Origin of the sequence: Arthrobacter jinronghuae (genome assembly GCF_025244825.1) — a bacterium.
Classification (GTDB): domain Bacteria; phylum Actinomycetota; class Actinomycetes; order Actinomycetales; family Micrococcaceae; genus Arthrobacter_B; species Arthrobacter_B jinronghuae.
Genome location: NZ_CP104263.1, coordinates 2372295 through 2398568, shown reverse-complemented (window position 1 = coordinate 2398568; position 26274 = coordinate 2372295). Strand labels below are relative to the sequence as shown.

The following is a 26274-nucleotide window of genomic DNA, read 5'->3' as shown; positions in this document are numbered from 1 at the left end:
TGTCCCGTTTGCGCGGGGCCGGAGGGGATGGGTTGTTTGGTTTGTTTCTGTTTGTTCCTGCGCAGGCCGGAACCGTACACGGGTGGTCTTCCCTCTTGGGGGCGGGCTGCGGGTGCGGGGAGGGGTGTGACGGGGTTGTTGTTTGAGAACTACATAGTGGACGCGAGCATCTTAAAATATTAAGTGCAATTTCAGAAAAACCTGGTGGATCCGGGTGCCCCGTCAAAAGGGTGCCTGGGGAGACCGTGGTTTTCTCGATAGCGATAATAAATTGATCTTTGTGGTCAAGTTTTTAAGGGCACACGGTGGATGCCTTGGCATCAGGAGCCGAAGAAGGACGTAGGAATCTGCGATAAGCCTGGGGGAGTTGATAACCGAACTTTGATCCCAGGATGTCCGAATGGGGAAACCCCGCCCGGCGCGCGAGTGACCGGGTGACCCGCATCTGAACACATAGGGTGCGTGGAGGGAACGTGGGGAAGTGAAACATCTCAGTACCCACAGGAAGAGAAAACAACAGTGATTCCGTTAGTAGTGGCGAGCGAACGCGGAAGAGGCTAAACCAGTGGTGTGTGATAGCCGGCGGGCGTTGCATCACTGGGGTTGCGGGACTTTCCGTACCGATTCTGCCGGATCGGTGAAGTGAGTGCAGATGTATAGGTGAACCGGTTTGAAAGCCGGGCCGTAGAGGGTGTTAGCCCCGTAACCGGAATGCATGCTGCCGCTTGGAGAGGATCCCAAGTAGCACGGGGCCCGAGAAATCCCGTGCGAATCTGCCAGGACCACCTGGTAAGCCTAAATACTCCCTGATGACCGATAGCGGACAAGTACCGTGAGGGAAAGGTGAAAAGTACCCCGGGAGGGGAGTGAAATAGTACCTGAAACCGTGTGCCTACAAACCGTTGGAGCAGCTCTGATTGCTGTGACAGCGTGCCTTTTGAAGAATGAGCCTGCGAGTTAGTGTTACGTCGCGAGGTTAACCCGTGAGGGGAAGCCGTAGCGAAAGCGAGTCTGAATAGGGCGATGCAGTGGCGTGATCTAGACCCGAAGCGGAGTGATCTACCCATGGCCAGGTTGAAGCGACGGTAAGACGTCGTGGAGGACCGAACCCACTTCAGTTGAAAATGGAGGGGATGAGCTGTGGGTAGGGGTGAAAGGCCAATCAAACTCCGTGATAGCTGGTTCTCCCCGAAATGCATTTAGGTGCAGCGTTGCGTGTTTCTTACCGGAGGTAGAGCTACTGGATGGCTAATGGGCCCTACAAGGTTACTGACGTCAGCCAAACTCCGAATGCCGGTAAGTGAGAGCGCAGCAGTGAGACTGTGGGGGATAAGCTTCATAGTCGAGAGGGAAACAGCCCAGACCACCAACTAAGGCCCCTAAGCGTGTGCTAAGTGGGAAAGGATGTGGAGTTGCCCAGACAACCAGGAGGTTGGCTTAGAAGCAGCCACCCTTGAAAGAGTGCGTAATAGCTCACTGGTCAAGTGATTCCGCGCCGACAATGTAGCGGGGCTCAAGTACACCGCCGAAGTTGTGGATTTCAGATATAGATAAGCCTTCGTGGTTCAGTCGTCTGGAGTGGTAGGGGAGCGTCGTGTGGGCAGTGAAGCTGCGGTGTAAACCAGTGGTGGAGCCTACACGAGTGAGAATGCAGGCATGAGTAGCGAAAGACGGGTGAGAAACCCGTCCGCCGAATGATCAAGGGTTCCAGGGTCAAGCTAATCTGCCCTGGGTAAGTCGGGACCTAAGGCGAGGCCGACAGGCGTAGTCGATGGACAACGGGTTGATATTCCCGTACCGGCGAAGAACCGCCCATACCAAGCAGGGGACACTAACCGTCCGGAGCCTGCCCGATCACCCTTGTGGTGTGAGGGTTTTGGCCGAGCACGGGACCTGATCCTGGGAGGTAAGCGTATTAACAGGTGTGACGCAGGAAGGTAGCCGGGCCAGGCGATGGTAGACCTGGTCTAAGGATGTAGGGTCCGTGATAGGTAAATCCGTCACGGTGTCTTTGATGACGCACCTGAGATCCGACGGGACCCCCTCACGGGGGGATCCGGTGATCCTATGCTGCCTAGAAAAGCATCGGCGCGAGGTTCCAGCCGCCCGTACCCCAAACCGACACAGGTGATCAGGTAGAGAATACTAAGGCGATCGAGAGAATTATGGTTAAGGAACTCGGCAAAATGCCCCCGTAACTTCGGGAGAAGGGGGGCCCCAACCTTGATGGACACTTGCTGTCCGGAGGGGATCGGGGCCGCAGAGACCAGGGGGAAGCGACTGTTTACTAAAAACACAGGTCCGTGCGAAGTCGCAAGACGATGTATACGGACTGACTCCTGCCCGGTGCTGGAAGGTTAAGAGGACCGGTTAGCCCTTACGGGCGAAGCTGGGAATTTAAGCCCCAGTAAACGGCGGTGGTAACTATAACCATCCTAAGGTAGCGAAATTCCTTGTCGGGTAAGTTCCGACCTGCACGAATGGAGTAACGACTTCCCCGCTGTCTCAACCATAAACTCGGCGAAATTGCAGTACGAGTAAAGATGCTCGTTACGCGCAGCAGGACGGAAAGACCCCGAGACCTTTACTATAGTTTGGTATTGGTGTTCGGTGTGGCTTGTGTAGGATAGGTGGGAGACTGTGAGACCCGGACGCCAGTTCGGGTGGAGTCATCGTTGAAATACCACTCTGGTCATACTGGATATCTAACTTCGGCCCGTAATCCGGGTCAGGGACAGTGCCTGATGGGTAGTTTAACTGGGGCGGTTGCCTCCTAAAGAGTAACGGAGGCGCCCAAAGGTTCCCTCAGCCTGGTTGGCAATCAGGTGTCGAGTGTAAGTGCACAAGGGAGCTTGACTGTGAGAGAGACATCTCGAGCAGGGACGAAAGTCGGGACTAGTGATCCGGCGGTACATTGTGGAATGGCCGTCGCTCAACGGATAAAAGGTACCTCGGGGATAACAGGCTGATCTTGCCCAAGAGTCCATATCGACGGCATGGTTTGGCACCTCGATGTCGGCTCGTCGCATCCTGGGGCTGGAGTAGGTCCCAAGGGTTGGGCTGTTCGCCCATTAAAGCGGTACGCGAGCTGGGTTTAGAACGTCGTGAGACAGTTCGGTCCCTATCCGCTGCGCGCGCAGGAAATTTGAGAAGGGCTGTCCTTAGTACGAGAGGACCGGGACGGACGAACCTCTGGTGTGTCAGTTGTACTGCCAAGTGCACCGCTGATTAGCTACGTTCGGATGGGATAACCGCTGAAAGCATCTAAGCGGGAAGCCCGCTTCGAGATGAGATTTCCATACACCTTGTGTGTGAGAGGCCCCCAGCCAGACCACTGGGTTGATAGGCCGGATGTGGAAGCGGGGACTAAAGACCCGTGAAGCTGACCGGTACTAATAGGCCGATAACTTACACCACACCAGCACCTGGACGGACACGACTTCAAACGGTCCGTCAAAGTATAAAGGGTGTTGTAGATCATGCTGCTTGCGTCCACTATGTGGTTCCCGGACAACAACCGTTGGTTGCTGTGCCTGGAACACCGAACCTTTGCCCCTTGTCCAGGGGGCGGGTTCACATTTTTACCGCACTGCCCGGCACCCCTCATTTTGGGTTGGTTCCGGGGGAGTGTTGTAACCATTGTTTTCCCCTCCCGCCTTTGGTGGGTGCGGGTAGAAGGGTTACGGCGGTCATAGCGTGGGGGAAACGCCCGGTCCCATTCCGAACCCGGAAGCTAAGACCCACAGCGCCGATGGTACTGCATCCGGGAGGATGTGGGAGAGTAGGTCACCGCCGGACAATATTTAGTACAGAGGGTCAGGTCCCGCGCCATTGGTGCGGGGCCTGACCTGTTTAACCCGCAAATCCGGATAGGTTTAATGCATGGAATCCAGAGTCGAGACAAAAATCACCAGCGGGCGCGGTATTCTCTGGCTGATCCATTTCGCTGCAGTGCTTGTTCTGGCGTCCTGTTTTACCTATGGGACCACGATTTACGATTCCCTGCCGGAAACCATTCCGACCCACTGGGGTGCCGGCGGCCGCCCGGATGCCTGGGAAGCCAAGTCCTTCGGGACCGCCTTCTTCCCTCTGTTGACGGGCGCCGGTACCAGTGCACTCCTGGCCTTGGTGGCCGCCGTCGTACCCGCCATGGTGCCCCCTGAAAAGAATCCGTCGGACTGGGAGCTGTATCGCCGGGAGGGAATGATCCGCGGCACTGTTGTTGCCCTGGGTGGGACTTCTGTCCTGATAGCGGCGCTGATCGGTGCGCTCACGGTTGCCGGCTGGCGGAGCCCGGGCCATGTACCCGGCGGTCCGGCCCTCGTGATGATTCCCCTGATCCTTGGCTTCTTGGTCCTTTCCTATACGGCTGCCGCCCGCTGGGCGCGGCGGACGGCTGAGCGGCACGGTGTCCGCCCGACAATCGAGGAAGAGGAGGAAGAGAAGCGGTGGGTCGGCGGCATCCTCTACAACGATCCGAATGATCCCCACATCCTGGTACCCAAGCGCAGCGGAACCGGCACCGGACTGACGGTGAATGTCGGCAACCGCAGGGGGCGCACCGCCGTCGTGGTGTTCCTGGTGGTCTTTGTTGTCCTTCCTGCTGTTTTCGGAGTCTTCCTGGCCCTCTAGGTACCGCCTGCCGGCGGAGTCCGTTTCTCCACTAGGCTTATACCCATGCGTATTGCTCGATTTGTACAGGACAGCGACCCCGCCTTCGGCGTGGTCGGCGGAGAAGAAGGCAGCGAAGAAATCGCCGTCATTAAGGGTGACCCGTTCTTTTCGGGCGTCCAGCTGACGGGGGAGCGGCACAAGCTGGAAGACGTGCGCCTGCTGGCCCCGATCATCCCGCGAAGCAAGGTGGTCGGCATCGGCCGCAACTACGCGGACCACGCCAGCGAAATGGGCAACGACGTGCCGCCGGCGCCGTTGATGTTCCTTAAGCCCAACACCTCGGTGATCGGCCCGAACGATCCCGTGGTGCTGCCGTCCTTCTCGGACGAGGTTTCCTACGAAGCCGAACTGGCCGTTGTTATCGGACGCATCTGCAAGGATGTCCCGATCGAGCGCGTGGACGAAGTGATCTTCGGTTACACCTGTGCCAACGACCTCACCGCCCGTGATGCCCAGCGCACCGACGACCAGTGGGCCCGTGCCAAGGGCTTTGACACGTCCTGCCCGCTGGGCCCGTGGATCGAAACAGAGCTGGATCCCGAGAACACCGCGGTCCGCGGTTACCTCAACGGTGAACTGGTCCAGGACGGCAACACCAACTCGATGATCTGGGGCGTCAAGGAACTGGTTTCCTACGTCTCGCAGGCCTTCACCTTGCTGCCCGGCGACGTCATCCTCACCGGCACCCCCGCAGGCGTCGGCATTATCAGCGACGGCGAACGCTTCGAGGTTGATATCGAAGGCATCGGCCGGCTGGTCAACACTGTCCGCAGCTGATGCCCCGCGGAGCGGCCCGGGAGTCCGGCCGTAACACAGCCATGTCTGCGCTGATCTGGTCCTTGATCCTCCTGGCCGCTCCGTTTCTCGGCTTTCCGCCCGCTGCCGCCCTGCCGTGGGGTGCCGGTGCGGCGCTGCTGATGGGTGTTTTCCCGGCAGTCCTGGTCACCTATCTGCAGCACACCAACGACCTCCGCAGCCTGCCGCCGTCGTCCCTGCCGCCCGCAGTGCTGGGTGCGGCGGCGCTGGCGTTTATGTTCCAGCGGCTCATCCTCTGGCTGGACGGGCCGCTGCCGCTCTCTGCGGCGGTCTTCGCCCTGCTGGCTGCGGCGGTCGTGCTGCTGGTCGCCAATGCGTTCACGTCCTGGTCCTGGCTGGACCTCACCCTGGGGGCGGGCATCGTGATCCTCGGTTCGACGGCGCTCCTGCTGTTCCCGGGACTGGCGGGCACCGTGGCAGGTGTCGTTCTTGCCGGCGTGCTGGCACTTTCCCTTACTGCCCGGCTGCGGCAGGGACGCCCGGCAGGACATCTCGCCGCCGCTGGTGCCGGAGCGGCAGCCGGCGGGGGAGTCTTCCTCTGGCTGCTGTCCTACGCGCAATAAGGCGGCCGGCGGACGGAAGAGTCTAAACTGGGAAACATCATGACTAACGCTCCCACTCCCTTAGCTGACCTTCCCACCGTTACCGATGACACGCCCGTGCGCGTGCGCTTCTGCCCGTCTCCCACGGGCACCCCGCACGTCGGCCTCATCCGGACCGCCCTGTTCAACTGGGCCTATGCCAAGCACACCAAGGGCACCATGGTGTTCCGCATCGAAGATACCGACACTGCACGTGACAGCGAGGAGAGCTACCTCCAGCTCCTCGATGCGCTGAAGTGGCTTGGCATCACGTGGGATGAAGGCGTGGAAGTGGGCGGGCCGCACGAACCCTACCGCCAGTCCCAGCGCGGAGAGATCTACCAGGACGTCATCGCGAAGCTGCGCGACGCCGGCTACGTCTACGAGTCCTACTCCACCCCGGAAGAGATCGAAGCGCGCCACCGCGCCGCCGGACGCGACATCAAGCTGGGCTATGACAACTATGACCGCGACCTGACCCCGGAACAGATCGAAGCCTTCCGGGCCGAAGGCCGTTCACCCGTGCTGCGCGTCCGGATGCCGGACGAAGATATCACCTTCACCGACCTGGTCCGCGGTGAGATCACCTTCAAGGCCGGAACCGTTCCCGACTTCGTAGTGGTCCGGGCCAACGGTGCACCGCTCTACACGCTGGTCAACCCGGTGGACGACGCGCTCATGGGCATCACCCACATCCTGCGCGGCGAGGACCTGCTGTCCTCCACCCCGCGCCAGATTGCGCTTTACCGCGCCCTGATCGACGTCGGCGTGGCCAAGTACATGCCCCTGTTCGGTCACCTTCCGTACGTCATGGGTGCCGGCAACAAGAAGCTGTCCAAGCGCGATCCGGAGTCCAGCCTCTTCCTGCACCGGGAACGCGGCTTCATCCCCGAAGGCCTGCTGAACTACCTGTCCCTGCTGGGCTGGTCGCTGTCCGCAGACGAGGACATCTTCACCGTCGACCAGCTGGTGGAAAACTTCGACATCCACAACGTGCTGGCCAACCCCGCCCGCTTCGACCTGAAGAAGGCCGAGGCCATCAACGGCACCCACGTGCGCATGCTCGAGGCCGAAGACTTCCGCAACCGGCTGGTTCCCTACCTGCAGCAGGCCGGTCTGGTAGGGGAGACCCTCACGCCGCGTGAAGAGGAAATCCTGACCGAAGCCGCGCCCCTGGTGCAGGAACGCATCACTCTGCTGGGTGAGGCTCCGGACATGCTCGGCTTCCTGTTCAAGGCCGACGACGCCGTCGACGTTGCCGACGACGCCCGGAAGGGCCTGCCGGCGAACCTGGCCGAGGTGCTCGACGCCGCCCTGGCAGCCCTGGAATCCGTGTCCGACTGGACAGCGGAGAACATCCAGGCAGCTCTGCGCCAGGCACTCGTGGAAGACATGGGCATCAAGCCGCGCCTGGCCTTCGGTCCGGTGCGCACGGCCGTCTCCGGACGCCGGATTTCGCCGCCCCTGTTCGAGTCCATGGTCATCCTTGGCCGGGAATCCTCGCTGGCACGGATCCGCGCGTTCCGCGCAGCAGCCTAGGAACACCGAAATGGGCAGGTTCCTCGATGCGGTTTTGTTCGACATTGACGAGACCCTCATCGACCTGCAGGCTGCCATGGGCACCACGCTCCAGGCGGTCAGCGCCGATGACCTGACCCATTTCACGGCGGCGGACTGGGAGGCCTATACCTCCTTGTTCGCCGCCGACCCCCAGGGGCACTACAACGCCTACCTCGCTGGCCGGCTGAGCTTTGCCGACCAACGGGTACTGCGTCTGCAGCACGCCCGTGAACAGGCGGGGTTGGCACCCCTGGACAGCGATGCGGCCCGGGCATGGAACCAAGCCTATGAACAAGCCCTGCCGCAGTACTTCCGCGCCTTTGACGATGTGGATCCGCTCCTTGATGCCTTGGAAGCGCGCGGCATTGCGTACGGGGCGGTCAGCAACAACGTGCACGACTACCAGCGGGCCAAGCTCGACGCCGCCGGACTGCAGCGCATCAAGGTCCTGGTGGGCATTGACACCGTCGGTGCCGCGAAACCGGAACCGGCAATCTTCCATGAGGGAGTGCGTCTGCTCGGCAGCACGCCGGAACGGACTGCCTACGTAGGGGACAACCTGCAGGTAGACGCCGTGGGAGCGGCAGGCGCCGGCCTGCTGGGCGTCTGGCTCGACCGTACGGGCAATCCTTCTCCGGTGCGCGACGAGCGAGCAGTAGCGCCTTCGGAGGTGCCAACCATCGGGTCGCTTGGCGAGCTGCTGGAGCTGATCTGATGCGGCCCTCGGGTGCGTTTTGTACTTGGTCCGAAACCCGTGTATAGTTATATCTCGTGCTGAGGGGCTGCGGCCGGGGATAACTCCTCGAGAAGCAGCCGGGAAAGTGCATTGGGATATGGTGTAATTGGCAACACATCGGTTTCTGGTACCGACATTCTAGGTTCGAGTCCTGGTATCCCAGCGGTAATCAATTGGTGGTTTAGCCCCGATTGGTCTCCTCTGACGGAGTATGAAATACTCTACAGGCCGGTTCATCGAAACCGGCAAGGAAGTGCCTGGGTTGAAAGACTCGGAGCACTGTACACGGCCCCATCGTATAGCGGCCTAGTACGCTGCCCTCTCACGGCGGTAACGCGGGTTCGAATCCCGCTGGGGTCACAGATTGCCGGCTCCGGACATTATGTCCGGGGCCGGTTTTGTTTTGCCCTGCTGATATTGGCTGCGATGCTGCCAGGATTACCGCCGTGCTAATTTCGAAACTGAAGCCGCAAAACAATAACCAGAGGAACAGCCCGTGCCGTCCGAAGCCCTGACCGTGGACCAGCTCGATGAAAAGGCGCTTCTGGGCCGGATCTTTCCCCGGCTGGGACCGGACACTGCACTGCTGGGGCCGGGTGACGACGCCGCCGTAATCGCTGCGCCGGACGGCCGGACCGTGATCTCCATCGACACCCTCGTCCAGGATGCAGATTTCCGCCTCCTGTGGCCTAGCGGTTACCGCACCACCGGCTTCGATGTCGGCTGGAAATGCGTAGCCCAGAATGTTTCCGATATCCGTGCCATGGGCGCGGTGCCCACCTCGCTGGTGGTCAGCCTCACCCTCCCGGGCAGTACGGAAGTCGCATGGGTGGAGGAACTCGCCGCAGGGCTTGCCGCCGGTATTGATTCCCTGGCGTTCGAGCGCTGCTCCGTAGTGGGCGGAGACCTGGGCCGGGGCAGCCAGATTGTGGTCACGGCCGCTGTCACCGGTGACCTGGAGGGGCGGAACCCGGTTCTGCGGTCGGGGGCCCGGCCAGGCGACGTCCTGGCCCACATTGGGTCGCTGGGACTTGCAGCAGGCGGGCTGGCAGTACTCGAGAGCAACGTCGACATGGCAAACCCCGGGGACTCTGAGGACCACGTGCTTGCGGTGCTGGCCATGGCGCAGTGCCGGCCCCGTCCGCCGCGGACCGGTGCCGGACCCGAGGCGGCGATTGCGGGCGCCACGGCCATGCTGGACGTCTCCGACGGCCTGGTGCGCGACGCCGGCCGCATCGCCCGCGCCTCGGGCATGGCCATTGACCTCGACGCCGGTTATCTGGCCTCCCGGGCGGAGCAGCTGGCACCGGCAGCCGCGCGCCTCGGTGCGGATCCGCTGGCCTGGGTGCTGGGCGGGGGAGAAGACCACGGCCTGCTGGCAACCTTCCCGCCGGACGCGGTCCTGCCAGAGGGGTTTGTGCGCATTGGAGAGGTAACGGACGGCGCGGGAGTCACGTTTGGCGGAGAGGCGCCGCCGGCCATCGGCTGGGACCACTTCGCCGGCTAGCTGCAGGCGGCTGGCTCCGCTGCCACGGCAGCCGCTCAGGAGTCCGGCATGATGCGCCGGTTGCGGATCCTTTCGGCAAGGTCCAGCAGCTGCTCCCGTGACAGGTCCGGCAGGTGCTCCAGCTCCTTGACGAAGTCATCCAGTGCGGTGGTGGCACGGGCCTTGAGGAGTTCGGTATAGAAGCCCACAATAATGCCGGTCATGAGGGCCACCACGAGGATCCCGTAGAGGGTCACGACCACCGTGATAATCCGGCCAGCCGGTCCGGTGGCCACATAATCGCCGAAGCCGACGGTGGTGAAGGACACGAACAGGTACCAGAGGCCGTCGCCGAAATCGCTGAATTCCGGTTCGAGCCGCGGCAGCAGGAAGCTGGCGACCCCAAGGACAATCAGGAAGCCAAAGAAAATGTAGTCCGCGCCGGAGATTCGGATAATGTGCCACAGCACCCGCATCCGCTTCATGGGAACTCCCTTGGGTTTTCGATCCCCAACGGTTTCCCAATATAGGGTTACTCGCCGCTGTTGCGCAGTGCCTCGGTGAGCTGGGCTCCGGCCTTGGCCACCACTTCGGCGTGAACGCGGCCCGGCTGGCGGGTGAGGCGTTCTATCGGCCCTGAAATCGACACGGCGGCAATCACCCGGCCGGACGGCCCGCGCACCGGAGCGGAAACGGAGGCGACGCCGGGTTCACGTTCGCCCAGGCTCTGGGCCCAGCCGCGGCGTCGGACGCCGGCCAGGACCGTAGGGGTGAAGCGGGCATTCTGCAGGCCCTCGAGGAGCCGGTCATGGTCCTCCCAGGCCAGCAGGCACTGGGCGGCGGAACCGGCTTTCATGGACAGCTGGGTGCCCACCGGTATCGTGTCCCGCAGGCCGATGGGCCGCTCGGCGGAGGCGACGCAGACCCGCCACTCACCCTGCCGCCGGAAGACCTGCGAGCTTTCGCCCGTGGCATCGCGCAGCGACAGCAGCACCGGTCCGGCGGAGGCTATCAAACGGTCCTCACCGGCCGCGGAGGCGAGTTCCACCAGGCGTCCGCCCAGGACAAACCGGCCCTGGATATCGCGGCCGACCAGCCGGTGGTGCACCAGTGCCAGCGCAAGCCGGTGCACCGTGGGGCGCGCGAGTCCCGTCGCGGAAACCAACTGCGCGAGCGTGGTGGGGCCGGCTTCCAGTGCATCCAGCACCATGGCCGCTTTATCGATGACGCCTACCCCGCTGACTGTGTCCATAAGCTGATACTGCCGTCTCACTATCTGAGATGCAAATCGAAAAGCTGGACCGCCGGCTCCGCCTGCTGGTTCTCTTGAGGAACTAGGGACTGAACCAAATGAGGGGTAGCGGTATGGGTGAGCATGTGGCAGGCAGGACGCTGGCGCAGAAAGTCTGGGACGAGCACGTGGTCCGCAAGGGGGAGGACGGTGCTCCCGACTTGCTCTACATCGATCTCCACCTCGTCCATGAAGTCACCTCCCCGCAGGCCTTCGAGGGCCTGCGGCTGTCAGGCCGCGGATTGCGCCGCCCGGACCTGACCATTGCCACCGAGGACCACAACACTCCCACCCTGGCCATCGACAAGCCCATTGCCGACCCGGTGAGCCGCACCCAGATTGAAACACTGCGGGCCAACTGCGCCGAGTTCGGTGTGCGTCTGCATCCGCTGGGGGATGCCGAGCAGGGCATCGTCCATGTGGTGGGCCCGCAGCTTGGCCTGACCCAGCCGGGACTCACGGTGGTCTGCGGCGACTCCCACACCTCGACACACGGCGCGTTCGGCGCGCTGGCGATGGGTATCGGCACCTCCGAGGTTGAGCACGTGATGGCCACCCAGACCCTGTCCCTCAAGCCGTTTCGGACCATGGCGATCAATGTCGAGGGAACCCTGCGGCCCGGTGTTACGTCCAAGGACATCATCCTGGCGGTGATCGCCAAGATCGGCACCGGCGGCGGCCAGGGCTACGTGCTGGAATACCGCGGCTCCGCCATTCGCGCACTGTCGATGGAAGCGCGGATGACCATTTGCAACATGTCCATCGAGGCCGGTGCCCGGGCCGGGATGGTCGCCCCGGACGAAACCACCTTCGCCTACCTCAAGCACCGCCCGCACGCACCTCAGGGCCGGGACTGGGACGCCGCGGTCGAGCACTGGAAATCCCTTGCAACGGACACCGACGCCGAGTTCGACGCCGAGGTTTTCCTGGACGCAGACACCCTGGAGCCGTTCGTCACCTGGGGAACCAATCCCGGACAGGGAGTCTCGCTCTCCGAAGCCGTGCCAGCACCCGAAGATTTCAGCGATGAAAACGCCCGCGCCGCCGCCGAACGCGCGCTGGCCTACATGGACCTGGCCGCCGGCACCCCCATGAAGGACATCCGCGTGGACACTGTCTTCCTGGGCTCCTGTACCAACAGCCGCATCGAGGACCTGCGGATAGCCGCGGATATTATCCGCGGCCGGCAGAAGGACCCCGCAGTCCGGATGATGGTGGTGCCCGGCTCCGCACGGGTGCGTCTGGAGGCCGAGGCGGAGGGATTGGACCGGGTATTCAAGGACTTCGGTGCCGAATGGCGGTTTGCCGGCTGTTCCATGTGCCTGGGCATGAATCCTGACCAGCTCGAACCGGGAGAGCGCTGCGCCTCCACCTCCAACCGAAACTTCGAGGGCCGGCAGGGCAAGGGCGGGCGTACCCACCTGGTGTCCCCGGTGGTGGCAGCAGCCACTGCCGTCAGGGGAACCCTCAGCTCACCCTCGGACCTCGACCCGCTGCCGGGCGCCGTCGTCGGCACCGCAGCCTAGGAGAACCGTTATGGACAAGATCACCACCCACACCGGAATCGGCGTCCCGCTGCGCCAAAGCGACGTCGACACCGACCAGATCATTCCGGCCGTCTACCTCAAGCGGATCACCCGCACCGGATTCGAGGATGCGCTCTTCGCCGGCTGGCGGAAGAACGAGGACTTCATCCTGAACCGGGAACCCTACCGCCAGGGCTCCGTGCTGGTGGCCGGACCGGACTTCGGCACCGGCTCCTCCCGTGAACATGCCGTCTGGGCCCTGAAGGACTACGGCTTCAGGGCAGTGCTCTCCTCCCGCTTTGCGGATATCTTCCGCGGGAACGCCGGCAAGCAGGGCCTCGTCGCGGCCCAGGTGGCGCAGGATGACATTGAGCTGATCTGGAAGGTCCTGGAAAACTCCCCGGGAACAACAGTCACCGTTGATCTGCAGGCCCGGACGGCGGTCTGCGGCAGCGTCACGGCTCCATTTGAAATTGACGAGTACACCCGCTGGCGTCTGCTGGAAGGATTGGACGACATTGCCCTGACCCTGCGCCACGAGTCCGACATCACGTCATTCGAGGCCGAGCGTCCCGCGTACAAGCCCACCACGCTCCCTGCCCTGCACTAGTGCGGTTTCGGCGGAGGCACGCCGCCCCGGAATGATCAGCAGGCTTCCGGTTTGCACTCTGGAGGTTTTTCTGCCCCTCCCAGAGCCCCGATATCATTGATAGGCCCCGCTTCGGCGGGGCCTATCCGCTTTCGACTGCGGGCATGACCGGAATCACACCGGTTCCGGCCTGTCGGAGGGCGGCGTTATTTCAGTAAGCAGACCCTTGCTCATATGCTTGAGTGCAGTCTCTTATTGCTTCCGGGGCCAATCTATTTTAAGAAATCAGGTGTTCATGGGTAGCGTCCTCACCATCCGAGGCGGTGTTCCTCTCTCAGGGAAGGTACCGGTCCGCGGGGCGAAAAATCTGGTCCCCAAGGCGATGGTTGCGGCCCTGCTTGGCAACGGCCCGTCCACACTGCGCAACGTTCCTGAAATCAAGGACGTAGAGGTAGTTACGTCCCTGCTGCAGCTGCACGGCGTTGAGGTCACCAAGGACCCTGTCACGGGCGATCTCACCATGGACCCGAAGAACGCCAAGACGGCGGCGTCCAAGGACATCGACGCCCACGCAGGCGATTCCCGCATCCCGATCCTGCTCTGCGGGCCCCTCATGCACAGCCTGGGTGAAGCCTTCATTCCTGACCTCGGCGGCTGCAAAATCGGCGACCGGCCCATCGACTACCACCTGCAGATGCTGCGCAACTTCGGTGCAGTGGTGGAAAAGCGCCCCGGCGGCATTTCCATTTCCGCGCCCAAGGGCCTCAGCGGCGCCAAGCTTGAACTGCCCTACCCGAGCGTCGGAGCCACCGAACAGGTGCTCCTGACTGCCGTGAAGGCCGTGGGTATCACCGAGCTGCGCGGTGCAGCCGTTGAACCCGAGATCATGGACCTCATTGCCATCCTGCAGAAGATGGGCGCCATCATCTCCGTGCAGACGGACCGCGTGATCCGGATCGAAGGCGTTTCCGAACTGACCGGCTACAACCACCGGGCGCTTCCGGACCGCAACGAGGCCGCTTCCTGGGCTTCAGCGGCCCTCGTCACCAAGGGCGACATCTATGTGGAGGGCGCGGACCAGAAGGACCTCACCGCGTTCCTCAACACGTACCGCAAGATCGGCGGAGCGTTCGACATCGACGACGGCGGCATCCGGTTCTACCACCCGGGCGGCCCGCTGAACCCGCTGGTACTGGAAACCGACGTCCACCCCGGCTTTATGACGGACTGGCAGCAGCCGCTGGTGGTCGCCCTGACCCAGGCCGAGGGTGTGTCCATCGTGCACGAAACCGTGTACGAGAACCGCTTCGGCTTCACGGATGCGCTTATCCGGATGGGTGCCAACATCCAGGTCCACCGTGAGTGCCTGGGCAGCGTCCCGTGCCGTTTCGGCCAGCGCAACTTCCTGCACTCGGCTGTCATTGCCGGATCCGTGCAGCTGCGCGGTGCCGAGATCGACATCCCGGATCTGCGCGGCGGCTTCAGCCACCTCATTGCGGCGCTGGCTGCCGAGGGCACCTCGCGGGTGACCGGCATCGAGCTGATCAACCGCGGGTACGAGCACTTCCAGGGCAAGCTCGAGGGCCTCGGCGCGGACTTTGACGTCGCTTCCGGCGGATCTGCCGGACTCCGGTAGCCTGACGGAATGACGGAATCGAATAAGTCACGGGTTGTTTTTGCGCTGCTCGCCGGATCTCTCCGGCCGGTATTCAATATCTTCCTGAAAAAGCAGTGGCAGGGGGCAGAGAACCTGCCCAAGGATCCGGGCTTCATTGTCTGCCCGAACCACGTGACTGAAATCGATCCGGTGGTGGTGGGGCACTTCCTGTACAACCAGGGCCGCCCGCCGCACTTCCTGGCGAAGGCATCGCTCTTCAAGGTGCCCGTGCTGGGGCCGGCACTGTCCGCCACGAACCAGGTCCCGGTGGAGCGGATCACCACCGGGGCCGCCGGTTCGCTGGATGCCGCCCGTGAAGCCCTGGCGGCAGGGCGCACTCTGGTGATCTACCCCGAAGGCACCCTCACCCGGGATCCTGATCTCTGGCCGATGAAGGGCCGGACCGGGGCCGCGCGGCTGGCCCTGCAGACCGGGGTGCCCGTCATCCCGATCGCCCACTGGGGTGCGCAGGAAGCCTTCCCGCGCTACGCGAAGTTCCCCAAGCTGTTCCCGCGCAAGCGGGTGCGGCTGGTGGTCGGCAAGCCCGTGGACCTGTCCGAATTCGCCGGACTGCCGGTCACCAAGGCTGTGCTCGACGCAGCCACGGAACGGATCATGTCCGACCTCACGGACATGGTCTCCAAGCTCCGCGGTGCCCAGCCGCCCACCGAGCGGTGGAACCCCGTGGCCAGGGGCCAGCGGCAAGTGGGACGTTCCTTCGAAAACGGAGCCGGCGGATCCGGCACATCAACCAAACCAATCCAACCGGAGGCCGGACAGTGACCCCCCGCAGTGAACACCCCGCCGTCGTCGCCGTCCTGGGCGCCGGCAGCTGGGGTACCGCCTTTGCCAAGATTGCCGCCGACTCGGGCGCCGAACGCGGCACCGATGTCCGGCTCTGGGCGCGCCGCCCCGAGGTGGCCGCTGACATCAACGGCAGGCACCGCAACACCCAGTACCTCAAGGACACCGTCCTGCCCGCCAACCTGCGCGCCTTCACGGACCTCGGCGAGGTGCTCGCCGGAGCCGAAATGGTGGTCCTCGCCGTCCCTGCACAGTCCCTGCGCGCGCAGCTCAAGGACGTAGCTGGACGGATCCCCGCGGACGCCGTCGTCGTGTCGCTGATGAAGGGACTGGAGCGGGGCACCGACGCCCGGATGAGCCAGGTGATCGCCGAGGAACTGGGACTGCCCGCCGAGCGTATCGCCGTGGTTTCCGGACCGAACCTCGCCATGGAAATTGCCCGCCAGGAGCCCACCGCGTCCGTGGTGGCCTGCACCGACCTGGACACGGCCGCCTGGATCGCCGAGGCCTGCACGGCGCCGTATTTCCGTCCCTACACCAACGAGGATGTGGTGGGCACCGAGATCGGCGGCATCGTCAAGAACGTTATTGCCCTCGCGGTGGGGATCTGCGACGGCAAGGGCATGGGGGACAACACCAAGGCCTCCGTGATGACCCGCGGACTGGCCGAAACCACCCGCCTGGCCCTGGCGCTGGGCGGCAATGCGGAGACCATGGCCGGCCTGGCCGGTATGGGTGACCTGATTGCCACCTGTTCCTCGCCGCTGTCCCGCAACCACACGGCCGGTACGCTGCTGGCCCAGGGCCTGAGCCTTGCCGAAGTCAACGCGTCCATGACCCAGACGGCCGAGGGCATCAAGTCCGCGCAGGCCGTGCTGGACCGTGCCACCCAGCTGGGCGTCTATATGCCCATCACCGAAAATGTTGTCGCCGTACTGCAGGGCGTAATTACTGTTGATGAACTGGGTCCGCGGTTGCTGGCCCGAGAACTGAAATCCGAAGGTGTGTCCGCCCCGTGACTGTTGAACCCCTGCCCGCCGGTACCATCGAGGACCGTTCCGGACCCGTGCGCCCCCGGGTAGCCGTCCTGTTCGGCGGACGCTCCAGCGAGCATGCCGTCAGCTGCGTGACAGCCGCCGGTGTGCTGCAGGCCATCGATACGTCAAAGTACGACGTCGTCCCCATCGGCATCGCGAAGAACGGCCAGTGGAGCCTGGTCTCGGCTGATCCGGCTGAGTGGTCCCTGCGCGCCGCGACCCTGCCCGAGGTTCCGGCGTCGAAGGAATCCGTGGTGCTCTCCTCGCAGGACGGCAGCCGCGAACTGGTGGCCCACGCCGCCGGCAGCCTGCCCCGCAGCCTGGGCTCCATCGACGTGGTGATGCCGCTGCTGCATGGCCCCTTCGGCGAGGACGGAACCCTCCAGGGCATGTTGGAAATGGCTGACGTGAGGTACGTGGGAGCAGGTGTCCTGGCGTCCGCCGTCGGCATGGACAAGCACTACATGAAGGTGGTCTTCGAAGCCGCAGGCCTCTCGGTGGGCCCCTACGAGGTCATCACGGACCGGCAGTGGCTGCGCGATCCGCAGTCCTGCCTGGACCGCGCCGGTGCCCTCGATTTCCCGCTGTTCGTCAAGCCCGCCCGCGCCGGTTCGTCCATGGGCATCACCCGCGTCACGGACGCAGCGGAACTGCCGGCAGCCATCGAAGCGGCACGCCTGCACGATCCGAAGGTCGTAGTGGAAGCCGGGATCATCGGCCGGGAGATCGAAGTGGCCGTCCTCCAGGGGCGGGGCACGGAGGATCCGCGCACCAGCCAGCCCGGCGAGGTTGCGGTGCGCGACGGCGGCCACGAGTGGTACGACTTCGAAGCCAAGTATGTGGACGGCGCAGCGGCAGACCTCAGCTGCCCGGCCGACCTGCCGGCGGATATCACGGCCCAGGTCCGCACGCTCGCCGGAACCGCTTTCGAAGCAGTGGGCGGTGAAGGCCTGTCCCGGGTGGACTTCTTCTACACCCCGGACGGCCAGCTGATCATTAACGAGATCAACACCATGCCCGGCTTCACACCCATCAGCATGTATCCGCAGATGTGGGCCAAGTCCGGACTGCCGTACACCGAACTGATCGATGAACTGATTTCCCTGGCGCTGGACCGGAAGACGGGACTGCGCTAGCCCTGTTCGGATTCCAGATCCAGGGTGTCCTGCGGGCTGAGGCACTGGCTGGTGGGCTCGATTTTCGACACCGCGTTCTGCAGCTGGACCAGGAGCGTGGACGAGGCAACCTCGTTTGGATCGAAGAGAACTTCCACCGCCGGCTCCCGGCCGTAGGTGGTGGCGGTCCAGGTGTCTTCGCCCTCACGCAGGATCCAGTCGATGCCGTTCACCGAGGCGCAGGGATCGGTTGTCGGGCCCGGCACGGGGACGCCGCACTTCAGGATCGCCCGGGACGGGTTGCCCCACGCAGCCGTCGATTGGCTGTCCGTGTCCCGCAGGGCGTAACCCGCTATCTCGTCCGGCAAGGCCACCATGACGGCGGCACAGTCCGGGTTGGCCGCGTCCGGAGCCGGATTAACGCTGGCTACCGGGCTGCAGCCGGCGGCGGCCACTGCCGAGAGAACGAGTACTGCTGGTAACGCATAGGACTTCATGATTCCAGCGTATCCGGCGCGGCGCCCCGGACCTGAATCGGTCTGGCTAGACTCATACCTGCCCCGAGCTGAGGAAAAACACGTGAGCGAGCACCCCTTTTCCGCCGAAACTGACGTTCCCGCAAATACCGGGCGCAGGACATCGCGCCCGGTACGAAATATGCTGCTGATGATTCCGGCCCTCGTGCTGGTTGCCGCACTTGCCGCCGGTGGCTTCCTGTGGCATCTGGCGTGGACTTTCGACAGCTCGACGAAGACCATTACCAATGCGCTTCCAGAGGCACGGCCGGAGAAGGGCGCTGCCGCAGGAGACTCGCAGAATATCCTGCTGATGGGCACCGATACCCGGGATCCCGCTTCCAGCGACGCACGGTCGGACACGATGATGCTGGTCCATATCCCGGGCGACCGGAGCGGCGTTTACGTCATGTCGATCATGCGCGACACGTGGGTGGAGATCCCCGGGTACGGGGAACAGAAGATCAACGCCGCCATGGCTCTCGGCGGAGTTTCCCTGACTGTGGACACTGTGCAGACCCTGTTCGATATCCCTGTCGACCACGTGGCGATCATCGACTTCGAAGGGTTCCAGGGTCTAACGGATGCCCTGGGCGGGGTTACCCTCAACAACGACATCGCTTTCCAGTCCGAGGGGGACCATGGGGAGTACTTTGCCGCCGGGCCGATCACTGTGAAGAGGGAGTCTGCGCTCAAGTACGTCCGCGAGCGGTACGCCTTTACCGACGGCGACTATCAGCGGGTCAAGAACCAGCAGGCTTTCCTCAGCGGCGTGGTCTCCGGCGTCCTCAACACGCAGACCCTGACCAACCCGGTAAAGATCAGCAACATAGTGGGCGAAATTTCGCCGTACCTGAGCGTGGATGAAGATCTGGACGCCGCCGCGGCAGGGGCTTTGGCCGTGAGCCTCCGCAGCGTCCGGTCCGGGGATGTCCATATGTTCACGTTGCCGAACGCCGGAGTGGGAACGTCCTCCGACGGGCAGTCCATTGTGGTGCCGGACTATGCAGCCATCGCCGAAATCGGTACTGCACTGGACTCTGACGACCTTGCCGACTACGTCCGGTCCGCAGCACCCCGGAACTGATCCGGCCCAACCGGCGGTAAATCGTTATCGGCCACTGTCAGTGCCCTGCGGTAGGCTTCCTAATGACATAGACGGTTAGCGGCAATGACGGCGAAGACCGGATAGGACGGGCCCCGATGAGCGGCACCAGCAGGACCAGAGACAGCTCTACAAGCAGGAAACGGGATTACCTTGCAGACTAAAATCACCGCCAACGCGCAAGCGCTGAAGCGATGGTTGAGCAACGCAGAGGTCTCCTTGGGTAACCACAGCGACCGCCTCAATGCCATCAATATCTTTCCCGTGGCCGACGGCGATACCGGCACCAACCTCTACCTGACTCTCTGCGCCGCCTCGAGGGCCATTGCGGAAGAGGACACCGCCGACATCGGCGAGCTGCTGGGAACAGCCGGCCGTGCCGCAATGGAAGAAGCACGCGGCAACTCCGGCACCCTGTTTTCCGTCTTCCTCACCTCCATGGCAGAACCCCTGGCCGGCGCAACCCGGCTCTCCGCGCCGTTGCTCGCCGCCGCCCTGCAGCGGGCGCAGCTGCGCTCCTGGTCGGTGCTCAGCGATCCGGTGCCCGGCACCATGCTCTCCGTCCTCGAGGCCGCAGCGCACGCCGCCTCCGACAGCGAACCCGCCGTCACCGGAGACGACAGCAACGTAGGACTCGCACTCACGCTGCGGGCCATTATGGACGCCGCCCTGACCGCCGTCATCCATACCGAGAGCCAGCTGGATGCGCTCGCGGCGGCACGCGTGGTGGACGCCGGCGGCGTCGGCTTCCTGCTGATTCTGGACGCCCTGCGTGCTGCAGCCCTGGGCGAGGAACTGCAGGAAGAACTGCTGGACGGACTGCACGGCTACGACGTCCAGGACCCGCACATCCACGCCCACATGCCCCGCATGGAAGGCGTGGAAGTCATGTGCACCATCACCCTCAGCCCGCTGGATGCAGCCACTCTGCGGCTGCAGCTGGACGAGCTGGGGGACTCCGTCATCATGAGCGCCGTGAGCCCGGTGGGAGACGGCTACCGCTGGCGGATCCACGTGCACACCCCCGACGCCGGTACGACCATCGATCTGCTGCGCACGCTCGGTGATCCCGAGAACCTGACCATCACCGAGCTGTCCGCTGACGGACACGAAACCAAAGAAGTCCCCGAGGCACATGGACTCTAGGCTCCCCGGAGAACTCGACTTTCCGCTGGACCGACGGATCGGCAAAACCACGGCCAACGCCATGGAGAAACAGCTTGGCCTGAAGACCGTCGGCGATCTGCTCCACCATTTCCCGCGCCGGTATCTGGAGCGCGGTGAACTCACGCCCATCGCGGAGATACCGTTCGACGAAGACGTCACCCTGATAGCCCGGGTGCAAAGCAACAACCGCCGGCAGATGCGGGCCCGCAAGGGGACAATCGTCGAGGTGGTCGTCACCGACGACACCGACGGCAGCCTCGGACAGCTGCATCTGACGTTCTTCAACGGGTTCAATGCCTCCAAGGAACTCACCGTCGGCACCCGGGCCATGTTCTCCGGCAAGGTGGGCGCCTACCGGGGCCAGCTGCAGCTGACCAATCCCAGCTATGTGCTCCTGGATGAAGACTCGGTGGATGAGGACGAAGCCAAGCGCCCCATCCCGGTCTACCGCGCGTCGGCCAGGGTGGCCAGTCCGACCATCGCCAAGTCCGTGTCGATGCTGCTGGACAGCATGGAAGGCGCCCGGCTGCGGGATCCGATCCCGGCGGCGATCCGGGAGCGCGACCGCATGCCGGACATCGTTGCGGCTTACAACAGAATCCACCGGCCGGCCACCATGGAGGAGGCCTACGCCGCACGGCACCGGTTTCGGTACCAGGAAGCCCTGGTCCTGCAGACCGCACTGGCCCGGCGTCGTGCCCTGACCGCCGAAGAGGAAGCCACCGCGCGTCCGGCAGTGCCCGGGGGTCTCCTGGACCGCTTTGACGCGGCCCTTCCTTTCACCCTGACTCGCGGTCAGGCCGACATCGGGCGGGACCTATCCACTGAACTGGGCGGGGACCACCCCATGAACCGCCTCCTGCAGGGCGAGGTGGGTTCGGGCAAGACCCTGGTGGCCCTGCGCGCCATGCTGCAGGTGATCGACGCCGGGGGACAGGCCGCACTGCTGGCACCCACTGAAGTCCTGGCATCCCAGCACTACGAGTCGATCACCGCCATGCTCGGCCCGCTGGGCCGCGGCGGACAGCTTGACGGCGACCCGGACGGCACCCGCGTGGCGTTGCTCACCGGCTCGATGAACACCGCCGGGCGCCGGGCTGCGATGCTGGACGCTGCCAGCGGCGCGGCCGGAATCATCATCGGCACGCACGCCCTGCTGTCCGAGAACGTTTCGTTTGCCGACCTCGGCCTGGTGGTGGTGGATGAACAGCACCGGTTCGGCGTCGAGCAGCGCGACGTGCTGCGCACCAAGGGGCACAGCACCCCGCACCTTTTGGTCATGACGGCCACCCCGATTCCCCGTACCGTGGCGATGACTGTCTTCGGTGACCTGGAGGTCTCCACCCTCACCGAGCTGCCGGCCGGGAGGGCCCGCATCTCCACCTACGTCTCGCCGCTGGCGGAGAAGCCGCAGTGGGAGCAGCGGATCTGGGCCCGCGCCCGGGAAGAGATCGACGCCGGCCGACAGGTGTACGTGGTCTGCCCCAAGATCGGAGCCAAGGAGGAGGAGCCCGGTACGGACCTGGCATTGTTCGACTCGAAGGAAGCCGCAGAGGGACGTGCGCGTGCCGAGCGGCAGGAGCTGACCTCCGTCACCGAGCTGGTCGAGTATCTCACCACTGTGCCGGCGCTCGCAGGCAAGAGCATTGCGCCCCTGCACGGCCGGCTGGACCCCAATGACAAGCACGAGACCATGGCTGCCTTCAACCGCGGCGACATTGAGGTGCTGGTCTCCACCACCGTCATCGAGGTGGGCGTGGACGTACCCAACGCCTCGCTCATGGTGATTATGGACGCCGACCGGTTCGGCATCTCCCAGCTGCACCAGCTGCGCGGCCGGGTGGGCCGAGGCGGGCTGCCCGGTACCTGCCTGCTCGTGACGCAGCTGGAACCGGGGCATCCGAGCCGGGAGCGGCTCGAGGCCGTGGCGGCCACCACCGACGGTTTCGAACTGTCCCGCAAGGACCTTGAACTGCGCCGCGAAGGCGACATCCTCGGCGCCAGCCAGTCCGGCGGCCGCTCCACCCTGAAACTGCTGCGCGCCGTCCAGGACGAAAAGCTCATTGAAAAGGCCCGTGCCGACGCCGTGGCCCTGGTGGCGGCGGATCCGGACCTGCGCGACTATCCGGCCCTGGACGAAGCCATCGAGGCCTACCTGAACCCCGAAGCCGAAGCATTCCTGGAACGCGGCTAACGGGCACCGGAAACCGGACGGGGCACCGGCAGCGGATAAAGTGAAGGCATGAGCCGCATTATTGCCGGGGCTGCCGGCGGATCCTCCTTGTTCAGCGTTCCGGGTGACGGAACGCGACCCACCACGGACCGGGTAAAGGAAGCCCTCTTTTCCCGCCTCGAGTCCTACGGCATCCTGCAGGAAGCCCGCGTGCTGGACCTGTTCGCCGGGTCCGGTGCCCTGGGTGTGGAGAGCGCCAGCCGCGGTGCGGCCGCCGTCGACCTGGTGGAACTGGCTGACAAGCCCGCGGCGACCTGCCGGCAGAACGCGGAACTGGTCAACAAGATCCTGGGCAGAACCTGCGTGAACGTGCACCGGGCCAAGGCCGAAACCTTCCTGCTCCGGGTCCCGGCGGACGTGCGCTGGGATGTGGTGTTCATCGATCCGCCCTACGCGTTCACCGAAGCCGAGCTGGCTACCGTCCTCACTCCGCTGGCAGGGTACCTCGCAGTCGGTGCGGTAGTGGTGCTCGAACGCTCCACGCGTTCCCCCGAGCCGGTCTGGCCCGAAGGCCTGGAGCGCTTCAGCGAGCGTAAATACGGTGAAACCACCCTGTGGTTCGCCGAACCTGCCGACGACGACGCAGAGTCCGACGACGCCGCGGCGGCGCAGGCCTAACCTGCGAAGCGGTCCAGGTCCTCGCCCGTCAGCACTGCTGCCGGGTGCGGGCCGGCCGCCAGGAGCTGCTGCGTCCACTCGGCGGGCCAGGGGAACCGGGTTGCCGCGAGCACAATGTTGCCGGGGTAGCGCCCCGTGAACATGTCCCGCTGACCCAGCGCCGCCAGGGCGCCGTCCGCATCCAAGCCGTCCGTACCCAGGGCGGCCTGCAGCTCGCGGACCTGCCGGCGGGCGAAGGCCAGCGGCGGATCGTCCCCGACGTTGACCAGCAGCACCCCGGCGGGGGAGAGCAAGGCAATCAGTTCGGCGTAGAAGTCCGACGTCGCCAAGTGCGCGGGCGCATCGGGTCCGGCGAAGATGTCCAGCACAATGGCGTCGAAGGACCGGCCGTCAAAGCGGTCCAGTGATTCCCGCGCGTCTCCGATGACGGTCTCGAGCCGGGTGCCCTCCGGCAGCGGAAGATGCGCCAGGACGAAGTCCAGCAGTTCCCGTTCCAGCTCCACCGCCGCCTGTTCGGACCCGGGGCGGGTGGCCTGGAGGTAACGGGTGAGGGTCAGCGCTCCGGCACCCAGGTGCAGTGCTCGCAGCGGCTCCCCGGCCGGTGCGGCCAGGTCCAGGACGTTGCCTATCCGGCGCAGGTACTCGTAGAAGATTTCCTGCGGGCGGGCCAGATCCACGTGGGACTGCTCCGCCCCGCCGATGCTCAGGATGTAGGCGCCGGGGGTGAAGCCGTCTTCGGTGATGGTGGCGTGGGCGCCGATGCCCCGCAGGAGCCGGGACGCGTTCACAGCAGCCCGCCCAGCCGGGCGAGACGCTCGGAGGCGGAGTCCAGGACGTCCGTTTTCTTGCAGAACGCGAACCTCAGCAGCGACCGGGTGCGCTGCGCTCCTTCGGCGTGGCAGAACACGGCCACCGGAATGGCCGCCACGCCGATCAGTTCCGGCAGCCGCCGTGCCAGTTCCGTGGCGTCCGTAATCCCCAGGGGCGAAGTATCGGCGGTAACGAAATACGTTCCGGCGGAGGGCAGGACCTCCATCCCGGCGGCCCGCAGCCCCGAACCGAGCAGGTCCCGCTTCGCCTGCAGCGCGGCTGCGGCTCCGGTGAAGTAGGAATCCTCCAGTCCCAGGCCGACGGCGACCGCGGACTGGAAGGGTGTGCCCGAGGTGTAGCTCAGGAAGGTCTTGACGGTGCGGACCGCTGCCACCAGCGGCGCCGGGCCGGTGAGCCAGCCGATCTTCCAGCCGGTCACGGAAAATGTCTTACCCGCCGAGGAAATGGTCAGGGTCCGTTCCGCGGCGCCGGGCAGCGTGGCTACGGGGATGTGCACCGGCCCGAAGGTCAGATGTTCGTACACCTCGTCGGTGACGATCACGGCGTCGTGCTTCGCTGCCAGGTCCACAATCTGCTGCAGGACCTCGCGGGGGAGGACGGCGCCCGTGGGGTTGTGCGGATTATTGACCAGCACCACCCGGGTGCGGTCGGTGAACGCCGCTTCGAGGGCGCCGTCGGCGGGGAGGAAGTGCGGAGCCTCGAGGGCGACGGTGGTGTGCGTGGCGCCGCTGAGCCCGATGACCGCGCCGTAGGAATCGTAGAACGGTTCGAAGGTCAGCACCTCGTCTCCGGGACCCGTCAGGGCCAGGAGGGCCGAGGCAATGGCTTCCGTGGCGCCGGTGCTGACGATGACCTCGGTGTCCGGGTCCACGTGCAGCCCGTAGAACCGCTCCTGATGAGCCGCGACGGCGTTGCGCAGCACCGGCAGGCCCTGTCCCGGGGCGTACTGGTTGGCGCCGGAGGCAATGGCCTCCCGCGCGGCGTCGAGCATTACGGCCGGGCCGTCTTCATCGGGAAAGCCCTGGCCGAGGTTGATGGCTCCGTGCCGTCCGGCAAGTGCGGTGATTTCCTCGAAAATGGTCACCCCGAGATTGCCGTCCGCCGCGAGCAGGTTGGCTCCCGCGGCGGTCCGCTGCCAGGGCTGGGCGGCGGCCGTGCCGGTGCCGGGCCGGGCGCGGAGCAGGGACGCGGCTGTGCTGATACTCATTCCTCAAGTATTACCCGCCCGCACCCGGTAGATTCGACCTATGCGACGTGCTGTATGCCCCGGTTCCTTTGATCCCATCCACAACGGCCATGTGGAGGTGATTGCCCGTGCGGCAACCCTCTTCGACGAAGTCATCGTGGCGGTGTCCACCAACTATGCAAAGAAATACCGTTTCAGTGCCGAGGAACGCCTGGAACTGGCGGCGGAAACCTTTGGGGCGCTGCGCGGGGTTTCCGTGGTCCCCATGGGGGACGGGCTGCTGGCCGACTTCTGCCGGGAGCACGGCGCCTCCGCGATCGTGAAGGGACTGCGGTCCGTCCAGGACTACCAGTACGAACTGCCCATGGCCGTCATGAACAGGCAGCTCACCGGCGTCGAAACCGTCTTCCTCGCCGCGGAAAGCAGCTACACCCACCTTTCCTCGTCCCTCATCAAGGAAGTGGCCTCCCTCGGCGGCGACGTCGCAGGCTATGTTCCGCCGACGGTGCTGAAGCGCCTGACGGAAGGCCGGACGGCAAGCTAGACCGGGTTTGCGCAGGCGGGGCGGATCAGCCCGGCCGGGAAGCACCCGCAGGCCGATTAGCCGGATGCCCTGTGGCGGGTAAACTGGTCTGTGGAGCACGTGCCCGCACGTGTTCCCTGGCTGCGGTGCAGCCGCAGTTTGAGAGATTCCGGCAAGTCAGGCTAAGATGATATGTCGGTCTATGTTCTACAGGAGTTCTCATT

22 protein-coding genes, 2 tRNA genes and 2 rRNA genes are annotated in these 26274 nt (G+C 64.5%); 21 read left to right on the top strand and 5 right to left on the bottom strand.

Annotation, left to right across the window (positions count from 1 at the left end):
- Positions 1-282 precede the first annotated feature (282 nt).
- From N2K98_RS11280 to thiL, 10 genes are all read left to right on the top strand, one after another.
- Positions 283-3417 (top strand): 23S ribosomal RNA (locus N2K98_RS11280).
- A gap of 264 nt (positions 3418-3681) precedes the next feature.
- Positions 3682-3798, top strand: a 5S ribosomal RNA gene (gene rrf / locus N2K98_RS11275).
- Between the two features lie 84 nt (positions 3799-3882).
- Complete coding sequence (locus tag N2K98_RS11270; protein ID WP_255865870.1) at positions 3883-4632, top strand: DUF1648 domain-containing protein; 750 nt, start codon at positions 3883-3885, stop codon at positions 4630-4632.
- Positions 4633-4677: 45 nt separating this feature from the next.
- A complete protein-coding gene (locus tag N2K98_RS11265; RefSeq protein ID WP_227923562.1) occupies positions 4678-5451 on the top strand; it encodes a fumarylacetoacetate hydrolase family protein in 774 nt (257 codons plus the stop codon).
- A complete protein-coding gene (locus N2K98_RS11260; RefSeq protein WP_260553701.1) occupies positions 5451-6053 on the top strand; it encodes a hypothetical protein in 603 nt (200 codons plus the stop codon). Before N2K98_RS11265 ends, N2K98_RS11260 begins: the two co-directional genes overlap by 1 nt.
- Positions 6054-6092: 39 nt before the next feature.
- Positions 6093-7610, top strand: coding sequence for a glutamate--tRNA ligase (gene gltX / locus N2K98_RS11255; protein ID WP_255865868.1), 1518 nt, complete (start codon positions 6093-6095; stop codon positions 7608-7610).
- Between the two features lie 10 nt (positions 7611-7620).
- Positions 7621-8346, top strand: a complete 726-nt coding sequence (locus tag N2K98_RS11250) for an HAD family hydrolase (protein WP_255865867.1) — start codon at positions 7621-7623, stop codon at positions 8344-8346.
- A 112-nt stretch (positions 8347-8458) separates the two neighbouring features.
- Positions 8459-8530, top strand: a tRNA-Gln gene (locus N2K98_RS11245).
- Between the two features lie 124 nt (positions 8531-8654).
- Positions 8655-8727 (top strand) — tRNA-Glu (locus N2K98_RS11240).
- 136 nt (positions 8728-8863) lie between these two features.
- Positions 8864-9874, top strand: coding sequence for a thiamine-phosphate kinase (thiL, locus tag N2K98_RS11235; protein WP_255865866.1), 1011 nt, complete (start codon positions 8864-8866; stop codon positions 9872-9874).
- 35 nt (positions 9875-9909) lie between these two features.
- Here thiL and N2K98_RS11230 read toward each other — a convergent pair whose 3' ends face one another.
- Together N2K98_RS11230 and N2K98_RS11225 are read right to left on the bottom strand one after the other, a co-directional pair.
- Positions 9910-10338, bottom strand: a complete 429-nt coding sequence (locus N2K98_RS11230) for a potassium channel family protein (protein ID WP_255797359.1) — start codon at positions 10336-10338, stop codon at positions 9910-9912.
- A 47-nt stretch (positions 10339-10385) separates the two neighbouring features.
- Positions 10386-11105 (bottom strand): IclR family transcriptional regulator, encoded by a 720-nt coding sequence (locus N2K98_RS11225; RefSeq protein WP_227923577.1) that lies wholly within the window; start codon positions 11103-11105, stop codon positions 10386-10388.
- A 113-nt stretch (positions 11106-11218) separates the two neighbouring features.
- On the opposite strand from N2K98_RS11225, the gene leuC reads away from it, so the two are divergent.
- The 6 genes from leuC to N2K98_RS11195 all read left to right on the top strand — a co-directional run bounded on the left by leuC (position 11219) and on the right by N2K98_RS11195 (position 17893).
- Positions 11219-12670, top strand: a complete 1452-nt coding sequence (leuC, locus tag N2K98_RS11220; protein ID WP_255797360.1) for a 3-isopropylmalate dehydratase large subunit — start codon at positions 11219-11221, stop codon at positions 12668-12670.
- 10 nt (positions 12671-12680) lie between these two features.
- Positions 12681-13280, top strand: coding sequence for a 3-isopropylmalate dehydratase small subunit (leuD, locus tag N2K98_RS11215; protein ID WP_255797361.1), 600 nt, complete (start codon positions 12681-12683; stop codon positions 13278-13280).
- Between the two features lie 274 nt (positions 13281-13554).
- Positions 13555-14895: a UDP-N-acetylglucosamine 1-carboxyvinyltransferase gene (murA, locus tag N2K98_RS11210; protein WP_255797362.1), complete on the top strand. Its 1341-nt coding sequence runs from the start codon at positions 13555-13557 to the stop codon at positions 14893-14895.
- 9 nt (positions 14896-14904) lie between these two features.
- Entirely contained in the window at positions 14905-15699 is a 795-nt protein-coding gene (locus N2K98_RS11205) for a lysophospholipid acyltransferase family protein (RefSeq protein WP_255865865.1), read from the top strand.
- On the top strand, positions 15696-16739 hold the full coding sequence (locus tag N2K98_RS11200) for an NAD(P)H-dependent glycerol-3-phosphate dehydrogenase (RefSeq protein ID WP_255797364.1): 1044 nt from the start codon (positions 15696-15698) through the stop codon (positions 16737-16739). Before N2K98_RS11205 ends, N2K98_RS11200 begins: the two co-directional genes overlap by 4 nt.
- 11 nt (positions 16740-16750) lie before the next feature.
- Positions 16751-17893: a D-alanine--D-alanine ligase family protein gene (locus N2K98_RS11195; RefSeq protein ID WP_257794568.1), complete on the top strand. Its 1143-nt coding sequence runs from the start codon at positions 16751-16753 to the stop codon at positions 17891-17893.
- Here N2K98_RS11195 and N2K98_RS11190 read toward each other — a convergent pair.
- Positions 17890-18369 (bottom strand): DUF3515 domain-containing protein, encoded by a 480-nt coding sequence (locus N2K98_RS11190; protein ID WP_255865863.1) that lies wholly within the window; start codon positions 18367-18369, stop codon positions 17890-17892. The genes N2K98_RS11195 and N2K98_RS11190 overlap by 4 nt on opposite strands.
- An 82-nt stretch (positions 18370-18451) precedes the next feature.
- On the opposite strand from N2K98_RS11190, the gene N2K98_RS11185 reads away from it, so the two are divergent.
- From N2K98_RS11185 to rsmD, 4 genes are all read left to right on the top strand, one after another.
- On the top strand, positions 18452-19474 hold the full coding sequence (locus N2K98_RS11185; protein ID WP_255865862.1) for an LCP family protein: 1023 nt from the start codon (positions 18452-18454) through the stop codon (positions 19472-19474).
- A gap of 204 nt (positions 19475-19678) precedes the next feature.
- Positions 19679-20638: a DAK2 domain-containing protein gene (locus N2K98_RS11180; protein ID WP_255865874.1), complete on the top strand. Its 960-nt coding sequence runs from the start codon at positions 19679-19681 to the stop codon at positions 20636-20638.
- Entirely contained in the window at positions 20628-22853 is a 2226-nt protein-coding gene (locus tag N2K98_RS11175; RefSeq protein WP_255865861.1) for an ATP-dependent DNA helicase RecG, read from the top strand. The genes N2K98_RS11180 and N2K98_RS11175 overlap by 11 nt, the downstream gene beginning before the upstream one ends.
- A gap of 48 nt (positions 22854-22901) precedes the next feature.
- Positions 22902-23510 carry a 16S rRNA (guanine(966)-N(2))-methyltransferase RsmD gene (gene rsmD, locus N2K98_RS11170; RefSeq protein ID WP_255865860.1) on the top strand — a complete coding sequence of 203 codons (609 nt, stop codon included), beginning with the start codon at positions 22902-22904 and terminating at the stop codon, positions 23508-23510.
- On the opposite strand, the gene N2K98_RS11165 is transcribed toward rsmD, so the two are convergent.
- Together N2K98_RS11165 and N2K98_RS11160 are read right to left on the bottom strand one after the other, a co-directional pair.
- Complete coding sequence (locus tag N2K98_RS11165) at positions 23507-24298, bottom strand: spermidine synthase (protein WP_255865859.1); 792 nt, start codon at positions 24296-24298, stop codon at positions 23507-23509. The two genes, rsmD and N2K98_RS11165, sit on opposite strands and share 4 nt — an antisense overlap.
- Positions 24295-25548, bottom strand: coding sequence for an aminotransferase class I/II-fold pyridoxal phosphate-dependent enzyme (locus tag N2K98_RS11160; RefSeq protein ID WP_255865858.1), 1254 nt, complete (start codon positions 25546-25548; stop codon positions 24295-24297). Before N2K98_RS11160 ends, N2K98_RS11165 begins: the two co-directional genes overlap by 4 nt.
- A 40-nt stretch (positions 25549-25588) precedes the next feature.
- Between N2K98_RS11160 and coaD the strand changes: the two genes are divergently transcribed.
- Positions 25589-26071, top strand: a complete 483-nt coding sequence (gene coaD / locus N2K98_RS11155; RefSeq protein WP_255797371.1) for a pantetheine-phosphate adenylyltransferase — start codon at positions 25589-25591, stop codon at positions 26069-26071.
- Positions 26072-26274: the final 203 nt, after the last annotated feature.

Coding starts and splice junctions, on each gene's coding strand:
- N2K98_RS11270 (WP_255865870.1), top strand. CDS start 3,883: ATGGAATCCAGAGTCGAGACAAAAATCACCAGCGGGCGCGGTATTCTC.
- N2K98_RS11265 (WP_227923562.1), top strand. CDS start 4,678: ATGCGTATTGCTCGATTTGTACAGGACAGCGACCCCGCCTTCGGCGTG.
- N2K98_RS11260 (WP_260553701.1), top strand. CDS start 5,451: ATGCCCCGCGGAGCGGCCCGGGAGTCCGGCCGTAACACAGCCATGTCT.
- gltX (WP_255865868.1), top strand. CDS start 6,093: ATGACTAACGCTCCCACTCCCTTAGCTGACCTTCCCACCGTTACCGAT.
- N2K98_RS11250 (WP_255865867.1), top strand. CDS start 7,621: ATGGGCAGGTTCCTCGATGCGGTTTTGTTCGACATTGACGAGACCCTC.
- N2K98_RS11230 (WP_255797359.1), bottom strand. CDS start 10,338: ATGAAGCGGATGCGGGTGCTGTGGCACATTATCCGAATCTCCGGCGCG.
- N2K98_RS11225 (WP_227923577.1), bottom strand. CDS start 11,105: ATGGACACAGTCAGCGGGGTAGGCGTCATCGATAAAGCGGCCATGGTG.
- leuC (WP_255797360.1), top strand. CDS start 11,219: ATGGGTGAGCATGTGGCAGGCAGGACGCTGGCGCAGAAAGTCTGGGAC.
- leuD (WP_255797361.1), top strand. CDS start 12,681: ATGGACAAGATCACCACCCACACCGGAATCGGCGTCCCGCTGCGCCAA.
- murA (WP_255797362.1), top strand. CDS start 13,555: ATGGGTAGCGTCCTCACCATCCGAGGCGGTGTTCCTCTCTCAGGGAAG.
- N2K98_RS11205 (WP_255865865.1), top strand. CDS start 14,905: ATGACGGAATCGAATAAGTCACGGGTTGTTTTTGCGCTGCTCGCCGGA.
- N2K98_RS11190 (WP_255865863.1), bottom strand. CDS start 18,369: ATGAAGTCCTATGCGTTACCAGCAGTACTCGTTCTCTCGGCAGTGGCC.
- N2K98_RS11175 (WP_255865861.1), top strand. CDS start 20,628: ATGGACTCTAGGCTCCCCGGAGAACTCGACTTTCCGCTGGACCGACGG.
- rsmD (WP_255865860.1), top strand. CDS start 22,902: ATGAGCCGCATTATTGCCGGGGCTGCCGGCGGATCCTCCTTGTTCAGC.
- N2K98_RS11160 (WP_255865858.1), bottom strand. CDS start 25,548: ATGAGTATCAGCACAGCCGCGTCCCTGCTCCGCGCCCGGCCCGGCACC.
- coaD (WP_255797371.1), top strand. CDS start 25,589: ATGCGACGTGCTGTATGCCCCGGTTCCTTTGATCCCATCCACAACGGC.